At 43.9% G+C, this 19258-nt stretch carries 16 protein-coding genes; 6 read left to right on the forward strand and 10 right to left on the reverse strand.

Annotated features, from left to right (window positions below; all coding sequences use genetic code 11):
- Window positions 1-105: 105 nt before the first annotated feature.
- Window positions 106-1455, reverse strand: a complete 1350-nt coding sequence (locus tag F569_RS0105170) for an MFS transporter (RefSeq protein ID WP_084168800.1) — start codon at window positions 1453-1455, stop codon at window positions 106-108.
- A gap of 168 nt (window positions 1456-1623) precedes the next feature.
- Between F569_RS0105170 and F569_RS0105175 the strand changes: the two genes are divergently transcribed.
- Window positions 1624-3342 (forward strand): alpha/beta fold hydrolase, encoded by a 1719-nt coding sequence (locus F569_RS0105175; protein ID WP_026941337.1) that lies wholly within the window; start codon window positions 1624-1626, stop codon window positions 3340-3342.
- Between the two features lie 17 nt (window positions 3343-3359).
- Here F569_RS0105175 and F569_RS0105180 read toward each other — a convergent pair whose 3' ends face one another.
- The gene (locus F569_RS0105180) at window positions 3360-5507 is read right to left on the reverse strand and encodes a hypothetical protein (protein WP_026941338.1); all 2148 of its coding nucleotides are present in this window, start codon (window positions 5505-5507) and stop codon (window positions 3360-3362) included.
- Between the two features lie 278 nt (window positions 5508-5785).
- Window positions 5786-5971 carry a DUF3363 domain-containing protein gene (locus F569_RS0105185; protein ID WP_026941339.1) on the reverse strand — a complete coding sequence of 62 codons (186 nt, stop codon included), beginning with the start codon at window positions 5969-5971 and terminating at the stop codon, window positions 5786-5788.
- 45 nt (window positions 5972-6016) lie between these two features.
- Here F569_RS0105185 and F569_RS0105190 point away from each other — a divergent pair, with 45 nt between their 5' ends.
- Window positions 6017-6211 carry a hypothetical protein gene (locus F569_RS0105190; RefSeq protein WP_026941340.1) on the forward strand — a complete coding sequence of 65 codons (195 nt, stop codon included), beginning with the start codon at window positions 6017-6019 and terminating at the stop codon, window positions 6209-6211.
- A gap of 6 nt (window positions 6212-6217) precedes the next feature.
- Here the strand turns inward: F569_RS0105190 and F569_RS16590 are convergent, their stop codons facing one another.
- From F569_RS16590 to F569_RS0105225, 6 genes are all read right to left on the reverse strand, one after another.
- On the reverse strand, window positions 6218-6940 hold the full coding sequence (locus F569_RS16590) for a site-specific integrase (RefSeq protein WP_026941341.1): 723 nt from the start codon (window positions 6938-6940) through the stop codon (window positions 6218-6220).
- 311 nt (window positions 6941-7251) lie between these two features.
- Window positions 7252-7488 (reverse strand): hypothetical protein, encoded by a 237-nt coding sequence (locus tag F569_RS19495; RefSeq protein WP_154813642.1) that lies wholly within the window; start codon window positions 7486-7488, stop codon window positions 7252-7254.
- Window positions 7489-7755: 267 nt separating this feature from the next.
- Window positions 7756-8991, reverse strand: a complete 1236-nt coding sequence (locus F569_RS0105205) for an HlyD family secretion protein (RefSeq protein ID WP_026941343.1) — start codon at window positions 8989-8991, stop codon at window positions 7756-7758.
- A 305-nt stretch (window positions 8992-9296) separates the two neighbouring features.
- Window positions 9297-10037, reverse strand: coding sequence for a hypothetical protein (locus F569_RS0105215; protein ID WP_026941345.1), 741 nt, complete (start codon window positions 10035-10037; stop codon window positions 9297-9299).
- Window positions 10038-10094: 57 nt separating this feature from the next.
- Entirely contained in the window at window positions 10095-10553 is a 459-nt protein-coding gene (locus F569_RS0105220) for a hypothetical protein (RefSeq protein ID WP_026941346.1), read from the reverse strand.
- A gap of 196 nt (window positions 10554-10749) precedes the next feature.
- On the reverse strand, window positions 10750-11124 hold the full coding sequence (locus F569_RS0105225) for a hypothetical protein (protein WP_026941347.1): 375 nt from the start codon (window positions 11122-11124) through the stop codon (window positions 10750-10752).
- Window positions 11125-11502: 378 nt separating this feature from the next.
- Here F569_RS0105225 and F569_RS16595 point away from each other — a divergent pair, with 378 nt between their 5' ends.
- Window positions 11503-13743, forward strand: a complete 2241-nt coding sequence (locus F569_RS16595) for a peptidase domain-containing ABC transporter (protein WP_084168802.1) — start codon at window positions 11503-11505, stop codon at window positions 13741-13743.
- A gap of 220 nt (window positions 13744-13963) precedes the next feature.
- Window positions 13964-16303 carry a toll/interleukin-1 receptor domain-containing protein gene (locus F569_RS0105240; RefSeq protein WP_026941348.1) on the forward strand — a complete coding sequence of 780 codons (2340 nt, stop codon included), beginning with the start codon at window positions 13964-13966 and terminating at the stop codon, window positions 16301-16303.
- Between the two features lie 11 nt (window positions 16304-16314).
- Here F569_RS0105240 and F569_RS0105245 read toward each other — a convergent pair whose 3' ends face one another.
- Window positions 16315-17475 (reverse strand): toll/interleukin-1 receptor domain-containing protein, encoded by a 1161-nt coding sequence (locus F569_RS0105245; protein WP_026941349.1) that lies wholly within the window; start codon window positions 17473-17475, stop codon window positions 16315-16317.
- A 235-nt stretch (window positions 17476-17710) separates the two neighbouring features.
- Here F569_RS0105245 and F569_RS16600 point away from each other — a divergent pair, with 235 nt between their 5' ends.
- Window positions 17711-18790, forward strand: coding sequence for a DUF2235 domain-containing protein (locus F569_RS16600; RefSeq protein ID WP_051279343.1), 1080 nt, complete (start codon window positions 17711-17713; stop codon window positions 18788-18790).
- On the forward strand, window positions 18787-19248 hold the full coding sequence (locus F569_RS16605; protein WP_051279345.1) for a hypothetical protein: 462 nt from the start codon (window positions 18787-18789) through the stop codon (window positions 19246-19248). The genes F569_RS16600 and F569_RS16605 overlap by 4 nt, the downstream gene beginning before the upstream one ends.
- Window positions 19249-19258 lie beyond the last annotated feature (10 nt).

Raw genomic sequence — 19258 nt, forward strand, 5'->3', positions numbered from 1 at the left:
TGCAGCACCCTTACAGTCCAAAGCTAAATCGCTAGCTTTGTAGGAACGCTACAGGGCGGAGAAAAAATGCGCATACTCACATTTAGGTATAAAAAGAAATTTCTTTTATAGGGCGGATGGCACTTTATTTTCTGACGTCGTCCAGAGACGACGGGTCAGCATATAGGCAAAGGCGCGCAATAATAGCGGCACCCCGGCATAGAATGTAATGAGCGCCAGTCTCTGCGGGCCATCCAATGAAACCTCCGTCGCCGCGATTTCCGGGGCTGTTTTTTCCAGACCCAATGCGCTCAATATCGGGAATGCAATCATCAGCGGCAGAATAACAGAAAACTTAGACATGGCATTTTTCAGCCCTGTAATGCCGCCTGCTTGCCCTGCTTTCCCGCTTTGCTGCGTAGCAGAAACGTGATCGGCCAACATTGAAATCGGCATAATCGTTTGGCACGCTGCGCAAATCCCTAAGCAAAAACTGATGACGACTAAAATAGCTTCATCACCTTCGCTTAATATCAATAACGGCCACCCAAACCCTATGCCAAGGAGTATGGCTAAACGCCAGGCTTTCAATTTGCCTCTTTTTTTTGAAAATCTATACCAAATTGGAAGGCCGCAAAAAATACCCAAGCCACTGGCCATCCAGGCAATGCCAATGATATCGGGGCGTTCTAAAATATAGCTGACATATAAAAGACTTAGTGAGCCTGACATCGAGGCCCCTATCATCAATGTGAAAAACACAGCAATTATGCGCCGCACATTTTTATCGCGCAATAAGCGGGCATACTGCTCTAAAATAGAAGATTTATCCTGAATTCTACTTTTTGCCTCGGACGGCATGAAGTATGAAAAGAGCGGTAAAATAACGAGTGTCGCGATGACGATTGCCGTCACAGAATATCCAAAGGCCTGCTCAAGATTATCATTCCAGATTGCGGGGATAGCTGCACCTGCAATGCCGCCAGAAACAAAAAAGACTGATTTACTCGCCGCCAGCCGCGTCCGTTCATTTAGGTCATCAGATATTTCGAGCCCCATGGCGGCCAAGGGAATGTCGCTTATTGTGAATCCTAAAAAATAGAGACATGCTGCGAAGAACAGGTAAGCGAGGCTTGGCGATTCCGGCGGCAAGAACAAGAGATATGTCGCCAAGCAAAAGAGACATAAACCGAGCGTAATCCAAGGTTTTCGCGCGCCAAAACGGCTCTGCGTTTTATCTGTGGCAACGCCGATAATCGGATCAGTGATGAAATCAAAAATGCGCCCCACCGCAAATACTAGCCCCACCACTCCCAAGCCAAGGCCCATATTCAGGCCGTAATAGCTCGGCATGAACATAATGAGGATTGAAAACCCCATCGCCAGAGGCAGCATGGGCATGCCATAAATGATGACTTGTAACCTAGATAGGTCTTGAGATCGTTGAACAAAACGTTTGTTACTAATAATGTCCATGAAGCCCCCTCGACTTCACCTATTTACGAGTACTGTCAAAATGTCTAACTTTTATTAGGTTAAACTTGACATTGTCACAGGAAATTGACCCTCCATACTTAAATTTGAGGATGAAATCACACGTAGGAGACGGTAGAGTGACTCGCGGCGCAAATAATTGGGAACCTAATGACAAAGACGGATAGAAATTTTTCGAATGAGCTTTTTTCGATCGCGCTGTCCCCTGACCGTTTTTATGAGTTTGCACATATATTTAATTCTTATCTCGATCTTTCAGAGGGTGACGACGGAATAAGAAGGGCTCTGAAAGAAGATGATGTCTTAAAAGCCATCGAGGTTGCTGATCTTTTTATCGATAAAGAAACCTCTAAATCCCAGTCCCTTAGACATTCTGTCAATCGTGCGAACCATCCAATGGTCGCCCTAGACAGCCACGGACAGGTTTTGGAAATTAATGATATTGCGAAATCAGTCTTCTCTCTGACCAGAGACGACGTCCCATTTCAATATAATTTTACCGAAAAAAGTCAAAATGACCTTAAAGCATATCTAAACAAAATTTCGGTCCAACATTTTGAGCCTACGTCAAATTTTATAGACCTGATTGAACTAGAACGAGAAAACCCAGAACAAACATATTTTGTTTGCCTGACACCTTGGAAACTGGACGGCAACACGCATTGCCTTTTGATTCAAGCCATCAATATCAGATGGCCTGATCATATGACGCCGCTGCTCAAGAAAACGTTTAACCTGACAAATTCAGAGATAGAAGTGTTCCGCCTCATCTCGGATGGTGTTTCTGTAAATGACATTGCGAACCGGCGGCAAACCTCAATCACGACTGTCAGAACACAAATTCGAGATATTTACGCCAAGACCAGCACGAATAGTCAGCTTCAATTTATCCGCCTTGCTGTCAGCCTGGCCTCTCTCACATTTGACGAAAACTCGGTTGGAAAAACTTTAGTTAATGCAGATGGAAATAAAACTTTTGAACCACCTTATCCAAGAGAAGAGCATTGGCACCTCTTAAAATTACCCGACGGAAGAAAATTGGATTATGCTGTATTCGGTCATCCTAATGGGATACCGTGCCTGTTTTTTCATAATGAGTTATTCGGTGATTTATGGCCTACAGAACTAACCCATTATGCGACTCAAAAGGGGCTAAAAATCATTCTACCTGCGCGGCCCTATTACCGTAGATCTTCGGGTTACCCCAAAGGCGTCAAGCACCCTACGCAGACAGCTAAAGATTTTTCAGACCTTTTGGAGCATTTAAACATCCCTTCGGCAAAAATATTGTCCCAAACGCTAGGAGGCATGTTCGCTTTAGAGTTTACGGATCTGTACCCCGAAAAAGTTCAGAGTCTCACCACAATATCCCCCATTCTGCCTTTTGCGACCCAAGAGCAGCAAAGCAATATGCCGCCTTTGCACAGATTCATTTCAACGCTGATGTTAAGCGCGCCATGGATGGTCGAATTTGTTGCCCGAGCAGGATATGCCTTTTATCTTCGAGATGGTCCTGAAAAATTCCTAAGGCAAACCTTCGCGAGTGCCCCTGTTGACAAAGCGACGCTTGATAATCCAGCCTATATGAAAAACCTATGCCACGGCCTCAAATTTGGCGAACCCAACGCCTACAGACCATATGCCGCGGGCTGGAAACATTTGGTACCAAATTCAGAAGAAAAGATAAGAAAAATAAAAGTACCCATGTCTCTTATCATTGGAGAGAAGGATCAAAATACAAGATTTGATCGCGCGAATAGTCTTTTGGAAGCCGGTATTAAATTAAATATTGTCAGCGCAAAAGACGGCGGAGAACTCCTCATTTTAACGCATCCAAAAGTCATTATTGATACGGTTTTGGAAAATTAAACCTTCGTCTCTCTATACTAAAAAGCATCTAAAATAGATTGATTTCGATCCATCACAAGCCACCCGTTTCTGACGCTTACATTTTTAAAAGTTGATACTATGTTTTGAGTTGAGTCCAAAGGTTGTGTATCGATTATCCATTCACCAAATAAATTTAAAACCCCCTCTGATAGGGCAAGTTGTTTAGCGGCTGAATGGAAACCGAGGGGGTCAGGCATTTTTATGAGAGGCAACACCTCACCTTGTGATCGACTTTGCCTGGAGGTCTTCAGCGCTACGGAACTTGGATGCACAGAAAACCAAGGGTCTAGCATCAACGGAATGGCGGGGATGGCACGCGCCCACTTTTCACAAAACTTTCTAACATCAGATTTGGGCACTGCGTCTGGGATATTTGACGATAGAAAAATCTCAATTTCACTCGGCAAATATGACTGATGTAAAAACACAAAGTTTCTAAAGTGAACATCTTCAACAAGTTCGGTAAGGCTTGATTTTTCACTATATCTTTCCGCGAGCTCACGCCGCAATGTTGGCGACATGTTTTTAACTGAGCCATGCGAAAGCAATACGGGGCGCAATCGAATGCGAGCATCGATTGACACATCTGACACTTTTCCATCAAGGTTGAATTCACATCTGAGACCCCTGACTAAAAGCGCTGGTTTATCCGCAAATTGTTTGACGGGCGTTATCCTGCCCTGAAAATCTAAGGCAATATCCGCAAGGTCCCTAATATTTACCATGAAGTCGTCTCCAACTTTCAACCTCTTTATAATATCGGCATCTCGAATAATATGGCGAGCGAAAATTGTAGGGCCAACAGCATTGCTGGCTAAACGAACACGCCCTGGAAATTTTCGGTCGAAAGGAAATTCTGGCCAATCAGGTGTCGTTGCATTCCACATGTCAAAGACATCTTCCTGTGCAGACTCAATCGTGTCATATGGGCGTGGCGGCGGACGAAGTAATTGAGCGTCAGGGGTGAATCCCTCAATAGGTCCACGATCAAACTGACCCTCGCCACCAGGATGCGGGACAAGACTCTCCAAGCGCAACTTTCCGGCTTTCCAGCTTGTCTTTATCTCTGGGTAAATAGCTTTCGGATTTCCACTTTCCGCATGAATATTGTTCCCTGTGCGCTTCTTAAGACGCGTAACATCATAAGTCTGAGCCCCAAAATACTGCACAAGCTTTTCAGGTAAAATATTTTCCAAGACAGTAGCCAGAGCCTCTAACCCATCATTTAAAAATGGATCAATGACGTTAGCCACCGCCTCTGCAACATCCTCTTCAACTTGCCGTTTGGCATACCTGGGCACCTCAGAAAAATCATAAGGCATTGCCAGAGCTTCTCTGGGGTTAAGCTCTAAGGCTAGCTTTAAGGCGCGACCCCTTAAGACAGAATGATCAAATGGACGAGATGATCTTGTGGCAACTGGCTGACTAATATCTGTCAATACTTTAAGTCTCAGCTTTTCAATCGGAACTGGCGCAACATTCCAACCTCGGTCAACTAAAAGTATATTGGGGAAATAAATCTGTGCGAAATGAAAGCGCAGGCCAAAACGCTTAGTTCTTTTTATTACGTCTTTAGGGTTTATCGACAATGCAACGCGAGCTGAACCGATTTCAAGCTCCTCCTCAGGCGCAGAAATATTAAACCCTTCAAACCTAAATCCTAACAACGCATCAAAAAATTCATGCAGGCCGAGCGCGATAGGTACAATCGCACTATTAAGGATTTGCATGAGGTCATTACCAATGTCCCCTTGCGAACTTGTGCGGGCGGCAAGTTGATTTAACTCTTCTCGACTAAGATTAAACAGGTTTATCAATTCGTCGATGGCTTCACTTGCCAATTCATGATGGATATTTGCTGGTCGGCTATCCAATATTAGCGCGCGAACTCCGCTATGGTTTATAATTATGCTTGCTAAGCTTCGCCGGTCAGATGGCAACCTTAATATCTCCAACCAAGTTTGGTTTTCAGTAATTTCAAATGTCAAGATTCCGTTGGATATTTCGGACTGGTTTTCATTCACGATATATTGATATATATTACGCAGAATTCTTGCAGCTACAGTAACATAATCTCCAAAATTATTCTCAGCGACATAAGCTGGAATAGCGTGAACGTTTTTCAGTTTCTTATCTTTACTCATGACGCGCTTCCCATCTTATTTAAGATGGTGCCATTTCTAAATCCCTATGCCAAGGTAAGAGTAACTCCCCAATATCTCATATTACTGTTAGCCCCATAAACGACTCTAAATCAATTTAACGAATTCACTCGGTAAGCTTCAAACTAAGCTGCATTTTATCCCTTCAGTTAAACTCACCGTCCAATCCCTCTCGTCCGCCCTTTATCTCAATCAATACTGCCGCCGCTAAGCTCACGACCTTTGATGCGCTTGCCCCACTTTTGCGCGTAATGGCTCTCCTACGGGACGAGGTAGAAAGCGCGTTGCGTCTCAATCATCGCGTGGGGGCCGTGAGGGAGTTCGTATTTCTGCGCGACTGTGCCTTCAATCAATCGCCACGTCTGCGCTGCAACATGCGCCTTGCCCGTCATGCCCTCAAGCTTTTCGGCGGAGGCATTGAACCCTTCCGTTTCTAAGGCTTTCATATAGCCGCGTTGGAAGGGGTCGGACAGGCTCGAAGGTGTGGACCTATGTTGGCACTGCAGGCGCTCATAAAAGAGCTACAAGCATACATGCAGGTAACGCGTAGGGAAAAATATTTTAATACTGTAATTAAGGGCTTCAGCAATATTAGCGAAGAATATCTGAAAGCCTTTCAAGCAGAATCGGGCGATTTTCCAAAACCGGCAGATTACCAGCATCAACTGAGCAAATTTGATAAATAGTTAACATTACGCAAAATCATTGAAAGGAAAGGTCTTTTTAAGCTTCTGAGTTACGGGATGCACAATCTTCATCATCTCATCTCTGCGGTATTTCAGCGAGCCTCCATCGCGATATTCAGGGCGGGGGTTGCGGTGTCCCATAAGGGTGCAGCGTAGCCCCCAATCAAGACCGCCCTCCAGCATACGCTTTTCAAAACTGTTTCTGAAACTGTAAATTCGGTGGCTCGTTGTCGGCAAAAGCTCTATGACTTTAAAACCTTTAAGGAGCGTTTGGGACAGAAGATAGCCTCTGTCTTGATAGTGCGGGAAGCCATTTGGCGCGCATTTCATTGCTTCAAGCGATACCCCTATAAGCGGAATTTCGCGCACCGACGCTGTCGATTTTAACGGCTGCTTGGAGCTTGATCTGATACGGATATAGGGAATTTCATCGTCTAAACGGATGTTCTCAGGCTCGATATTGGCAAAGTCGTTCGGTCTGCATCCTGTTTCTATCATGGCCAAACAAAGCAAAGCTGCCTCTCGGTTTAGGCCTTTGAACATATTAGACGCGAGAATTTTAGACCTAACCCAATCATCACTAAATGGCTGCACTTGCTGTAGCTTTGGCGAGGCAAAGCGTAAATTGAGAAATGGGTTTTGGCGGTTCTCATCCCCGATATGTTCAAAATATCGGCGATATAATTTGCGCAAGTTGCCCAAGTCTCGATTAGCACTGCTCCCGCTCATAGGCTTTTGGTCGCCCTTGGGCTGAACGCGGTCTGCCCAATAGCGGTAAACATTTCGAGCCTCATCGCGGCCTAGCTAATATAACTCCATTGAGCTTGATGAAGCTTGCAACGGTACGGCGTTTGACTTTGGAATAATTCTTGAGCCATTCATGTGATTTGCCTATCTGCTCCTCCAGAGCAATCTCACTTAAATATAGCTCTAAGGCTTGGCTTATTTTTCCCTTTGGAGCTTTGGTGATAGAAGGACATGAATTGGGTCAAGCGCTATCATGCGTTCCATAATCTTTTCACCGTTCAATTTGGTCACGATTACCGAGACGGATATCTATCACGGCGTTGCCGCGCGACTTTCCGGCTATCCGATTCAAGAGTTCGGTAAATCAGAACACGCTTATCTATATGGCGAGCCGCTTTTGAGACGCGGCGCATATAATACCATATGTCATTGCGTAGTTTTAGATACTGATCTGGACGCTGAACCGACCTCATATAGCCATCTCCTGCCAAGGCTTTATCTGCCCAATTGTAAGGCAAGACGTTAGGCAAATCGCGCGACTTTTCGTATGGAAAGTAAAGGAAAGAGGGGTTTTCCGAGACTTTTCAAAGGCTTACGCTCTTTGCAATGTCAGGAATGTGGTGCGGCTGAGAGGCTAGGATGTTTATTCCTTCTCACCTGTCCTATACCGTAAATATCTATATAAATCAATGGAATAGTTATCATCCAGTTTTAAAATCATGCATAAATTGTACTCACTTTTGTACTCACATTTTAGAAACGGAAATTAGCTTCTTGCCTGCTTTGTCTTAGCCCTATCAACTCCGTTTCATTGTCATGAGCGGGTCTAGCATCCATTGCATGAGGGTGCGACGGTCTGTGATGAGGTCACCTTGTAGGGTCATGCCTGCTTTAAGGTCGACTTCATTGCCATATGCTGAGACGGTTTGTTTGTTGAGGTCAACAACAACGCGGTAGACGGCTTGTTCATAGGGGATAGGGGCGTCGAGTTCTCCGGGACGGTAAGGCGTTGCTGATATCTCTTTGATTATGCCGTGCTGGACGCCAAACTTTTGATATGGGAATGCATCTACGAGTAGGTTCACATCTTGGCCTGCTTTTAGGAAGCCAGCTGAGCGTGTTGGAGCTAGAAGTGTAGCTTGTAAGCCGGAACCTTCAGGAATAATCATCACAAGCGGAGCATTTGGCGGTACGGTTTGCCCTGCCATGCCCTGCAAGGCTGTTACTGTTCCTGCAATGGGACTGCGTACCATATAGCTTGAAGAAGCTTCAAGGCTGGCACGGCTTTCCTCTAATTGACTAATTTGTACTCGGGTTTGTGAGAGTTCTCGGTCTTCATTGGCTTTAAGGCCTGAAATAGCAAAGCGGACTTCAGAGAGCGTGCCTTCACGCGATACGATTTGCTGATCAATGCTTTCCAGTGCGAGACGCTGATTAATATCATTAGAGCGAGCATTATCCAGCTCAAGTTGTGAGGTGACTTCTTGAGCCGTTAAGCGTTCTATCTTTTCAAATTGAGCGGCAGCTAGTTCAACCGCTTGATTTTGTAATACTCGACGCCTCAATAAGCCGTCTAGTTCACGCTCATAATTCAAGGCTTGTGAGGTTAGGCGGGCTCTATCTCCAGCAAAGCGCTTTTGTGTATTTATTAACTGCTCGCGAAGCTCAGAGAGACGAACGTCTGTGCTTTCAAGACGGCGCTCACCAATAAAGCCGCCCTCAGTTTCAACATCCACACGGCTTTCAAACAGCGGGGCACCTGCTTCGACATAATCGCCTTCATTGACGAAGACTTGTGTCAGGCGACCGCCCTGATCCGCTCGTATAATCGATAGGCCATTGGCAGGGGCTAGATAACCCACAACGGTTTCTTTGCGTTTATATTCACCGTTTAGAAGGAAGCCAACCAAGCCAAGGGTGACAGCGAAGAATACAACCGTCATGATTAAAAAGCCAACAGGCTGTACAAGGATAACCTCGCCATGCAGTTTACGGCGTTTGTATTCTAAGGCTTCTTTACGAAAGAGTGACATAAATTTAGCTTAACTAGTAAAAAAGGCGTTAATAAGAAATATGAAACAAGCCAAGTAGAAAAATATAGATAGGAGGTATTTGAGAGGCTTATTTTTGCATACTCGTGTAATATATAAGTAGAAAAGTGTGAATACGATACCAGAAATCAGTATGTTCCAAATTAAAAAAATAGCGTTGGAAAAGCCCTCATCTTTAAAAAATTCATCTCTGTAAATAGAATAAATACATAACAGAATTAGTAAAGACGAAAAAATATCCCTGAAAAGAAAATCATTTCTTCTAAATGTAAGCTTCATATCTATCTTTATTCATTACATATGCTTCTAAATGCTAATTTAGTGATTTCATTATTTTCTATTTTTTTTTCGCCTTGTCCAAATACCCACTCTACGCCTGGCTTTATACGTAAGGATACTAAGGCTTCGGCTTCTTGACGATTTTCAGGCCAATAACCTAAAAAAATGTATCCATGTTTTTCCAAATTTTTTTTATCTGGAATCCAAAAACTATACTGGAGTCTAAGATTCATCGGATTACTGACATCATTAACGCATAGAGGTGTCAAAACATCTAAAGCTCTTTTAACGAGTGTATTGTCAATGGAGTGGATTTCATGAAAGCGATATATCGAAGCGTATGAATTTTTCAGATATGATTGCCTAGAAGTTGGCACTTGACTCATGTCAATGAATTCTTCGAATGAAATGACACTTGGATGAAATGCTACAAGAGTGTCATCCATAACGTATGAACTACTACCTGAAGGTAATATGTACATAGCGCAACTAGACATGCAAACATTCTTTGCGGTAACTTTAATCTTATTTTCATGGATGAAATCCGCTAATTCAATAGCGGCTTCTTCCAAACCTCCATAACTAGAAATTACTAACGTGTTGAATTTGTTAGTCTGATATTCGACCATAATTTGCGATACAAACTCTTTTGTAATCTGACCGTTAACGCTATGTTTAGTTTCTATTTTTTTAGGATTGCATCCAGCAATAGAAAATACAGTAAGGAAAATTATTGCAATGCGTTTCATTTTGTAAAGGTTACCAAATTTACATTGGTAACCTTCCCATATAGTTAGAATTATACTTTATTTAGATTTACCGCCATTAACATCTGGGGCTCCCGGGATGGCACTTAACGGTATTTGAACACCTACTCCTAATGTTACACCTCCCGGAGCAGGGTTAGCACACAGACCTAGGCAGACTTGTGGGTCGTTTTGAACATCGGTTACTGCATCGTCAGTATTATCTGATTGACCAATTGTAATACTATAGCCAAGTCCTACAGTCGCGCCTCCAAGGCCGGAGTCATTTTCGCCTGATCCGGAGGAATAGGCATTCACGCCGAGCCCAAGTGTGAGCGAACCACCACCATAAAAGCCACCACTACCTTCATTGCCTGCTCCACCAAGCATTTGCTCCATAACAAGTGGATCCCTCTGAGCCCAGTCCCATTCCCATTGTAGTCCACCAAACCCATCTGGCGGTAAATCACTCCCTCCTGAGACGTTTTCCATTTCATTTGTATTGAGTTCACGTAACATGTTGTTTCCTTTCTTAACATGTTTGCAAGTGAGTGGCAAAACCGTTATTAGCCTGCTACCCGCTTGCGGGTTGATGAGGGGCTGTGTCTTGCGTCGAAACAGTGACGCAGCCTCTCGCTTTTCAAATTACCTCACCATTGAGATAACCTGTTTATCAGCACAGTCTGTGCTAATTCTGTTATACTTATTGCGTTTCTCACCGATTGATGAATCGTGAGCGGAAAGAGGGTTGTTGCGGACGATAGCTTTCCCAACGTTCATTCATGCCATCGGTTTGACAGATAGCATAACGGCCACGCCTATCCCGACAAATTGGCAAAGACAGGCTCTCTATTTCAGGTGTGCTTTGAGGCATTACTTCAGCTGGTTCAATCCGCGGTTGAGGTTCAGGTGGTGCCATTCCAACTAGATTAGAAAGGTTAGCCCTTTGACCTACTGACGCGCCCAAACTTAACGCATATGCAGACGACTCAAAATTGACGCGATGTCCATTTGGAAGGCCGGTATATTCCCCGAGATTAAAACCGCCAGAGGCATACTCAAGCTCTTCCTCTTCTAAATTCCGTATCATGTTCGTCTCCTAACGTTCTCAAATAAAGTATGAGATAGATGATATTTGTTCTTGTTATGTTCTTTTATAAGGATTATATTCCTATTGTCAACATGAATTTGAAAAAACTTATTCACAGTCTCTCCGGATGTGAGGGCAAAGATAAAGGAGTATATAATGAGCGAGATTTACGAGGCGGTATATTGGTATATTTGGAACAGCTATTCTGAACATTATAGCTTTGCATATGATTTCCCCAATTTCTTTTGTGAGTTGAGCGTTAACCATATCCAATCAATCGTGAAGAGAATTCTCCAGTTAGGGGAGTTATTTTTTATTAATACTATAGATAGCGTTTATCTTATCGCCTTACTCTATTTACGAGCATAGGGTAATCTGATGACAGCTACCCGTAAGAGCAGAAACAGGGCAGAGACGCTGACGGATAAGGTTGAAGGCGCAGACAAGCTCCACCTCTTTCGCTGGAATAAACTGCCTGTTATCCTTCAAGCTGAAGCCGCTGAATGCGGCATGGCGTGCCTCGCTATGGTGGCGGGGTATCATGGCTATCAAACCAGCCTGACGGAACTCCGGCGTAAGTTCACGGTTTCACTTAAAGGTGTGAACTTGAAGTCTCTGACTGTGGCTGCGGATCAGTTAGGTCTATCAGGACGTGGTCTGCGATGTGATTTGGAAGATTTAAGGCAGCTTAAAATGCCTTGTATTCTCCATTGGGGCCTAAACCATTTTGTTGTCTTGAAGAAAGCGGGCCGTAAGAAAGTCACTATCCATGATCCTGCCAAGGGCAAACGCGTTTTGATGTTGTCCGAAGTCTCCAAGCATTTTACGGGTGTTGCGCTGGAGTTAACACCCACACCGAATTTTGAGAAAAAGGAAGAGAAAGAGCGCGTCCGTATTATGGACTTATGGTCAAAGATGACGGGGTTCATTCCCGTGATTCTTCAGATCATAGCTATTACGGTCATCTTACAGGTCTTCGCGGTGCTCTCGCCCTTGGTGAATCAATTGGTTGTCGATGAAGCTATTGCCAAAGGGGATGCCAATTTTCTCAAAGTCATCATTGCAGGCTTTGCCATGCTTCTCTTTGTGCAAACGGCTATTGGGGTGCTTCGCTCTTACATCTCTATGTATTTTGGGACGCTGCTGAACTTTCAAATGCGGTCTAATATGCTGCGCCATGTCATGCGGCTAGAAGCGGAGTTTTTTGAGAAGCGTCATATCGGGGATATTATGTCTCGCATGGGCTCATTGGGGCCTGTGCAAAACCTGTTTACATCGGCTTTCGTAACAGTATTGCTCGACGGTATTATGGCTGTGGCCATGGGCGTGATTATGTTCCTCTACTCACCTATGCTGGCAGGTGTTGTTTGCGGTATTATTTTGCTATCTTTCATTACGCGCCTTGCAACCTTTCCTTATGTCATCCGGATAACGGAAGAGCAGATACAGAAAGATGCTGACCTTCAGACGATTATGCTAGAGACTATACGTGGGGCACGGGCTGTTAAAATCTTTGGGCGTGAGCAAGAGCGCCATGCGCATTGGCAAAATGCTTATGCCGATAGTGTTAATGTGGGACTACGTTTACAGCGCTTTGGGATAAGCGCGGGTGCGGGTAGCGGGATTATTTTTGGACTGCTTGAGCTGGGTATTTATTATCTCGGCGCTATGCTCGTCATCAATCAATCGCTAACCCTAGGCATGTTCTTCGCATTTCAATCCTATCGTGGGCAGTTCATAGGGCGGATTAATTCTCTGATTGGGCTCTACTTCTCATTCCGGACTGTTGGGCTTCATCTCGAACGCTTAGCAGATATTGTTTATGCCGATCAAGAAAAGGGCATTGATGCCCCTCTTATGGTGGGCAAGACGCTTTCGGGTAAAATCGAAGTCAAGAAACTCCGCTTCCGTTATGGGGATAATGAGCCTTGGGTGCTCGATGGCGTGAATATAACCATAAACCCCAAAGACCGTATTGCTTTGGTTGGGCCATCGGGTGGGGGTAAGACAACACTGCTTAAGCAACTTATTGGTCTGCATAATCCCGTTGAAGGGGAAGTCCTTTATGATGACCGTTCACTGGCCTCAACAGGCGTAAGAGCCATTCGAAGCCAAATCGGGGTTGTTATGCAAGATGATCGTCTGCTCTCCGGCTCTCTCTATGACAATATCAGCTTCTTTGACCCTGAAATGGATATGGAGAAAGTAGAGCACTGTGCCCGTGCTGCCTTTGTCTATGATGATATCATGGCCATGCCTATGGGCTTTCAGAGCCTTGTCGGGGATATGGGGTCGATCTTATCAGGCGGACAAAAGCAGCGTGTCTTGCTGGCAAGAGCTTTATATAATGGGCCTAAGATATTATTCCTTGATGAAGGTACGGCGAATCTTGATCCTCAGTCGGAACGCAATATTGTGCAGCTCTTGGCTAAACTCCCAATTACGCAAGTCATTGTCGCTCACAGGCCAGCTGCTATTGAGACCTGTAATCGGGTTTTTCATGTTGAGAATGGCATAGTCCAAGAAGTCGAAAAGCCAGCGAATTTGGCAACAGAAGCTGAAGAACCACCTGTTCAAATCGAAGCTACATGGCAAGGCGGGAATTTTGTGGCGGAGTAAATGACGGATTTCCGTCCCTCAACAATGCTTACAAATCAGGTTAGAATTCCAGAGAGGTGATGAATCTTGGTGCGGCTGAGACGCTAAGGTGTTTGTTTCCTTATGTCCTTTTACATAAGACAAATATCTATATAAATCAATACAATAGTTGTTTGTTACGTCTAATTTCAAGAGGAATTTGTACTCACTTTTGTACACACATTGTAGAGACGGAAAGTCCATGCTTTCGTTTTCTATTGCAGCGACTATTGATATAACTAAATATCTTCATATCAGTTTAGAGTTGGGGGCAAACATTTCAGATTTTACGTATAGAGTTTTCATCTCCTACTCTCACAAGGATCGAACTTGGGGTAAATGGCTTCATCAAGCTCTTGAGAAATACCGTATTCCGAAACATTTACTGGATGAAGAAAGCCCAGCACAAAGATTCGGCCGTTGCTTTCGAGAGGATGAAGAACTGGGTGCATTAGCTGAAATTGGCCCCAAAATTAAATCAGCTCTTCACACATCCGATGCATTGGTAGCAATTTGTTCGATAAATTCTGCGCAATCTAATTGGGTTAACGAAGAAATCACTGAATTCAAAGCAAGTGGTCGTGCTCACAGGGTGTTTGCTTTAATCGTCGACGGCGAACCGCACGGTGGCATGCACGAGTGCTTTCCTGATGCCTTAAAAAAGCAGTTTGATGCAACCGGCAATTTTACAGGCAAATTTACAGAACCTTTGGCGATAGATGTTCGAAAGTTTGGTCGAGATGATGCCAAACTTAAATTAATCTCAGGGGTGTTGGACTGTGAATACGATGCCATCAAACAACGAGAAGTACTTCGACAAAAATCCGTCCGCAGACGTAGTCAGGCGTTATTCGCAGGTGGTATAGCGTTGTCTACAATTGCGATCATTGGAATTTGGCAGGCTATTGTCGGAAACATTCAGACAAGAGAAACGCGAAGTACCGTTTATGCACAAGCAGCCAACCGTTTGAACGAAGACCGTCGGCACGCTGACGCAATGATAATGGCACTCATTGCGGACCCTTCCGCACAGGCCACATTATTCGACCGTATCTCTGGGAAGTCAGAGTACATTAATGCCCGCGATGAGTTGATTGCAGCGGTCACGCATAATCGATTACGTGGTCAATGGAACAATCCTAATGCAACGAATGGCCTAGTTTCTAGCCGAGATGGCTTTTTCGTAACAGGACACAACAACACCGTCAGATTGTGGGAAATTGGTAGCGCCGAACCCAAGAGAGAATGGTCTGGCCCTTGGGGAGGCGTGCGCTCATTGGCAATATCAAGAGACGGTAGCACGATATTTGGTGGCAGTTACAGTGGTAAAATAATAATGATACCTGTGAAAGGTGGGAACCCCGAAGTTTTAGACTCGACGCGGCCGTCACCAATTGTCGCTGCTCACCCAACAAAGGATTTAATTGCTATTGGAACAGGCGATAGTGAATTATTTCTAATGGATTACTCTGGAAACAAAATCCAAGAACTTTCGCCTCAGATAAAAGGTCTTATCGGCATGTCCTCTAGAGTCGATGGCTTAGTTTTTGACACACATGGTAGTTGGCTTATCGCTAACATTGGTACGTCTGTTTTTGGAATTAATCTCCAAAACGGAGAACGTCGTGAGTTTGCCGATCATAGTGGTGTCTCGCGGAACAAAATCGTAGTTAACGATTTAAGCTTGCGCGACAACAACTTGATTGTTGCGCGAGTCAATTCCGTCGAAGAAGGACAATTCCTTAAGTTTACAACTGAGAGAGATAGCAGCAATTCCAAACGGTACTACGCCGCAGCACAATCAAATGATGCATCAATTTACGCATTTGCCACAAATGACGGCCAAATTCACATCGGAAGTTCAAATTCCCCGATGATCGCTTACCGGTTTTTGGAATTAAACGGAAAACATGTAGAAGCTCATGTCAATTTGGACTTTCTGGACTCGAGCAGCTTTTTATTGTCAGGGTATAATACTGACTATAATAATGTTAAACTATGGGATGTTCGTGAACCTATTCCAGAGCCTGTATTAAGCAAGGAATCACTTCGACTGGCAGACGAACTCGAACATGAACATAAATATTTCGTTCGAGCCTATGATTTACCTGACGCAGCAAAACTTTACCGAGCAAATTCCAATATAGTTTTGCAAAAGTTCGGAGCAGGTCACTGGGGAGCAGTCGAAAAAGCTGCGTTCATTTCTGACACGACCAATGTTGTGACCCAATTTTATGACGACATTCCTAATAGTTGGCGCATTCACCCATTCATTTTTCTTTCTGTAAAAGAGCAAGTTTCCGTCGCTTGCGATCAGTTGCGAGCGATGAACCAGTCGAAATTTGAGGAAAATGCAATTAATGAATTTCCGTTTCTTTCACTCGATACTACAGGGCGCGAAGTCGTCGATCCATGCAAACACATATTGCCGCCAGTAACCGACTGGCGAAGTTGGCCCGAAAGCGCTGGCCCGTGGGCATTCAATGCCAAAACAGTTCAGCAAAAGCACTACCCAGACATATCTAGAAATTGGGTAAAATAGGCCTATGTAGGCTAGAGTTTTTCGGAGGGTTCGAATCGATGGCGGCTTTTGTCAGCTTGCAAAGCGTCAAGAATTTCTCTGAACGTTTCTTTGAATTGCGAATTCTCTTTATCCCAACGCGTAAAGTCGGCTGCTCGACGTGACTTTAAGATTGATGCTTTAGAACCATTCCATTCGAACATGTAATTATCTAAGTTCAATGGAATTACAACGAGGGTTTTCTCGCCCCTTTCCTTCCAAAGCGCTTCCTCTTTTTGAAACGCTTTATCCAATTCTCTATCAACCCATGGGCTTTGTAAAGCATGCGAAGAACAACATAGGAGAACTTTATCCCACTTACGGATGCCACGATCGATTTCATCCAAAATATTTGCACCAGGAATAATTTGATGGCTATCTAACCAACAATGTATACCTTGCGCATTCAATTCATCATGCAATCTTTTGGCAAATTCGCGATCCTGCCAACTATAGCTAATGAAACACGAAAAGTAATTTTTTCCAACTTTTGCATTTTCCATGCCCGTAACCGGTTGTAGTGACCAGGATAAAAAAACATCCAAAATTTCTTTAGGCACCCCAGCATCATCAAAAAATTTAACCCATACATCTGGGCATTTTTTATTTTCTCTTATTTGCTTGGCCGTCCGATTCAAGGTGGCTATATCAATATTCGACGGGTACTCATGAATCCCCTCTTCAGCATTTACAATTCCAGATAAATCGGAACGGATTATACTCCAAGAATTTATGTGCGTATCACCCAGATAAGCGGAAAATGTCGTATTGCAAAGCCGAACAAAACGTAATTCGGCATCTATTAAACCACAATTTTCAATGGTTGCCCCGGTAAAATCTGCGCCATAAAATGAAGATAAAATCAGGTCCCCGGAAATATGTGCATTAGCGAAATTTGAATTTCGCCAATATGTTCCTTGAGCTTGGATGCCCCTGAAATCGCTGTTAGAGAAATTACAATCTATAAAAGCAGATCCATGCAGCGCCGCCCGCGCAAAACTTGTTTTAGAAAAATCATATCCAGTGTAGGTTGGTGAATCTTTTGGTCGATCGAGTCCAGATAAATCAGGTAAAATTCCGGGGTTCTCACGCCGCCAGATATTCCATTTTTCTGGCCCAGCATGAAGTAGTTTAATGTGCTCAGAGCTTGCCACAATCCACCCAAATGCTTACCTTTATCAAAACTTCTTCTCTCCTTGATTGGCTTCGATATTATCATCTAAATCCATCAGAAGCTTCTTTGCCATGACTTCCACTGCCAATTGATCGACTGTTGGAAATAGATCTAACATTGCAAGAAAAGTCAACTAACTGTAATGCAAACGAGCGGAGGCTATTTTACTAAACTGATTTTCTCTCATTACATCTGTGAATAAGAAGGTGAATACAATGAAGCGTATTATATTTTGTTTTGATGGAACATGGCAGAATCTTTCCCAACGCTTCACAACGAATGTCGCTTTAACTGCAGGTGCGGTCTTAACAGAAGACGCCCATGGTATTGGGCAGCTTGTTTACTATGATGAAGGTATAGGCAATGCGCGAGGCGTCTGGCCTGCTCTATCGTCCAAGTTAGGCGGCGCCTTTGGAACCGGCCTCGAAGATGATATCCGAGAGGCCTATAGATTTCTTTGTCTGAATTATCGGACTGGCGATGAAATTTTTGTGTTTGGCTTCTCAAGGGGTGCATTTACGGCGCGTAGTTTTTGCGGACTTTTGCAGCATTGCGGTCTTTTGAAGCGGGACGCGTTGTCATATGAAGACTTTATGATCATGGAATACAGATCTAGATCCACAAACATTCTAGAATTTAAAAACATAAAAAAATCGAATTGCTTTAATTACGGTATGTCCCCAAAGATAAAATACCTTGGTGTTTGGGACACTGTGTGTGCACTCGGTTTACCGGAAGCCTTTAAGTTGTCAAAAAGATATAACGTCAAATATAAGTTTCATGACATCAATCTTACTGACAACATACAAACTGCTCGCCACGCAGTCTCGATAGACGAAATACGAAACATGTTCCCTGTTGAGCTTTGGGAACAAAATGAAATCGAGAAAAGGAACAGTCAGAACCAGTTGGAATTATCTCCTGCATTCGAGCAACTTTGGTTTGCTGGCGATCATGGGAATGTGGGAGGGGGAACAAATAACCCCGGCCTCTCCAACATTTCGTTAGAATGGATTCTTGAGGCTGCATCTAAATTATGCCTGGGGTTCAACTCTACAAAAATTGCAAATATTAGACGACAAAGAGAACCGGAGGGTCTGTTTGATACCAAAGAAATCACCTACAAAAGGGGGGCGCTTTCTGGGATGCCATATTCGTTGGGTGGATTTTCTTATCGTTATGGGATACGCAATACATGTGATCTTCATCACACAGTAGTAAGCAGGTATGAGGGCAAGACAGAGTACCAACCCAAGAACTTATTGGGAGTATTGAATGGAGGTAACACAAAATGATTACACTCGGACAGTTTGTTTTAAATGTGTCTCCAAGTTTTAGCCTTTCACGGGGTCGGAGAGGAAAGGACATTATATTTAAAGATGCCGACCATTCCGTTGCTTGGAAAATTTACATCGAACTTGCAACCCGTATTTCTTTAGAACCATTACATGATGACGAAGGTGTTGAAGAAGCTGCATTAAATTCGCTTCATGGGCTTTTTCAAAAAATGCGAGGCATTATTCGCGAGGGAGGGCCCGAAGCTAGAGAAGCCGCCAAACTTGGAATATTTGTTATGAACCGCGTTATGCGCCCATTCTTGGCTAAGTGGCACAAGATCACTCAAGATGGCCCATATGATGAAAAAACAAAGGAACAATTTCGTGCAGAGCTCAAAGAGTTACAAAAAAGCATGAGAGGTTACAGCGAAGCACTTTTAGAGCTTATGGGAATTGATGACGGCCTAAAAATCTAATCCGTCATCA

Origin of the sequence: Hellea balneolensis DSM 19091, from assembly GCF_000428525.1 — a bacterium.
Classification (GTDB): domain Bacteria; phylum Pseudomonadota; class Alphaproteobacteria; order Caulobacterales; family Maricaulaceae; genus Hellea; species Hellea balneolensis.

Excerpts from the sequence above, each read along its gene's own strand:
- F569_RS0105170 (WP_084168800.1), bottom strand. The coding sequence starts at position 1,455 with ATGGACATTATTAGTAACAAACGTTTTGTTCAACGATCTCAAGACCTA.
- F569_RS0105175 (WP_026941337.1), top strand. The coding sequence starts at position 1,624 with ATGACAAAGACGGATAGAAATTTTTCGAATGAGCTTTTTTCGATCGCG.
- F569_RS0105180 (WP_026941338.1), bottom strand. The coding sequence starts at position 5,507 with ATGAGTAAAGATAAGAAACTGAAAAACGTTCACGCTATTCCAGCTTAT.
- F569_RS0105185 (WP_026941339.1), bottom strand. The coding sequence starts at position 5,971 with ATGAAAGCCTTAGAAACGGAAGGGTTCAATGCCTCCGCCGAAAAGCTT.
- F569_RS0105190 (WP_026941340.1), top strand. The coding sequence starts at position 6,017 with ATGTTGGCACTGCAGGCGCTCATAAAAGAGCTACAAGCATACATGCAG.
- F569_RS16590 (WP_026941341.1), bottom strand. The coding sequence starts at position 6,940 with ATGAGCGGGAGCAGTGCTAATCGAGACTTGGGCAACTTGCGCAAATTA.
- F569_RS0105205 (WP_026941343.1), bottom strand. The coding sequence starts at position 8,991 with ATGTCACTCTTTCGTAAAGAAGCCTTAGAATACAAACGCCGTAAACTG.
- F569_RS0105215 (WP_026941345.1), bottom strand. The coding sequence starts at position 10,037 with ATGAAACGCATTGCAATAATTTTCCTTACTGTATTTTCTATTGCTGGA.
- F569_RS0105220 (WP_026941346.1), bottom strand. The coding sequence starts at position 10,553 with ATGTTACGTGAACTCAATACAAATGAAATGGAAAACGTCTCAGGAGGG.
- F569_RS0105225 (WP_026941347.1), bottom strand. The coding sequence starts at position 11,124 with ATGATACGGAATTTAGAAGAGGAAGAGCTTGAGTATGCCTCTGGCGGT.
- F569_RS16595 (WP_084168802.1), top strand. The coding sequence starts at position 11,503 with ATGACAGCTACCCGTAAGAGCAGAAACAGGGCAGAGACGCTGACGGAT.
- F569_RS0105240 (WP_026941348.1), top strand. The coding sequence starts at position 13,964 with ATGCTTTCGTTTTCTATTGCAGCGACTATTGATATAACTAAATATCTT.
- F569_RS16600 (WP_051279343.1), top strand. The coding sequence starts at position 17,711 with ATGAAGCGTATTATATTTTGTTTTGATGGAACATGGCAGAATCTTTCC.
- F569_RS16605 (WP_051279345.1), top strand. The coding sequence starts at position 18,787 with ATGATTACACTCGGACAGTTTGTTTTAAATGTGTCTCCAAGTTTTAGC.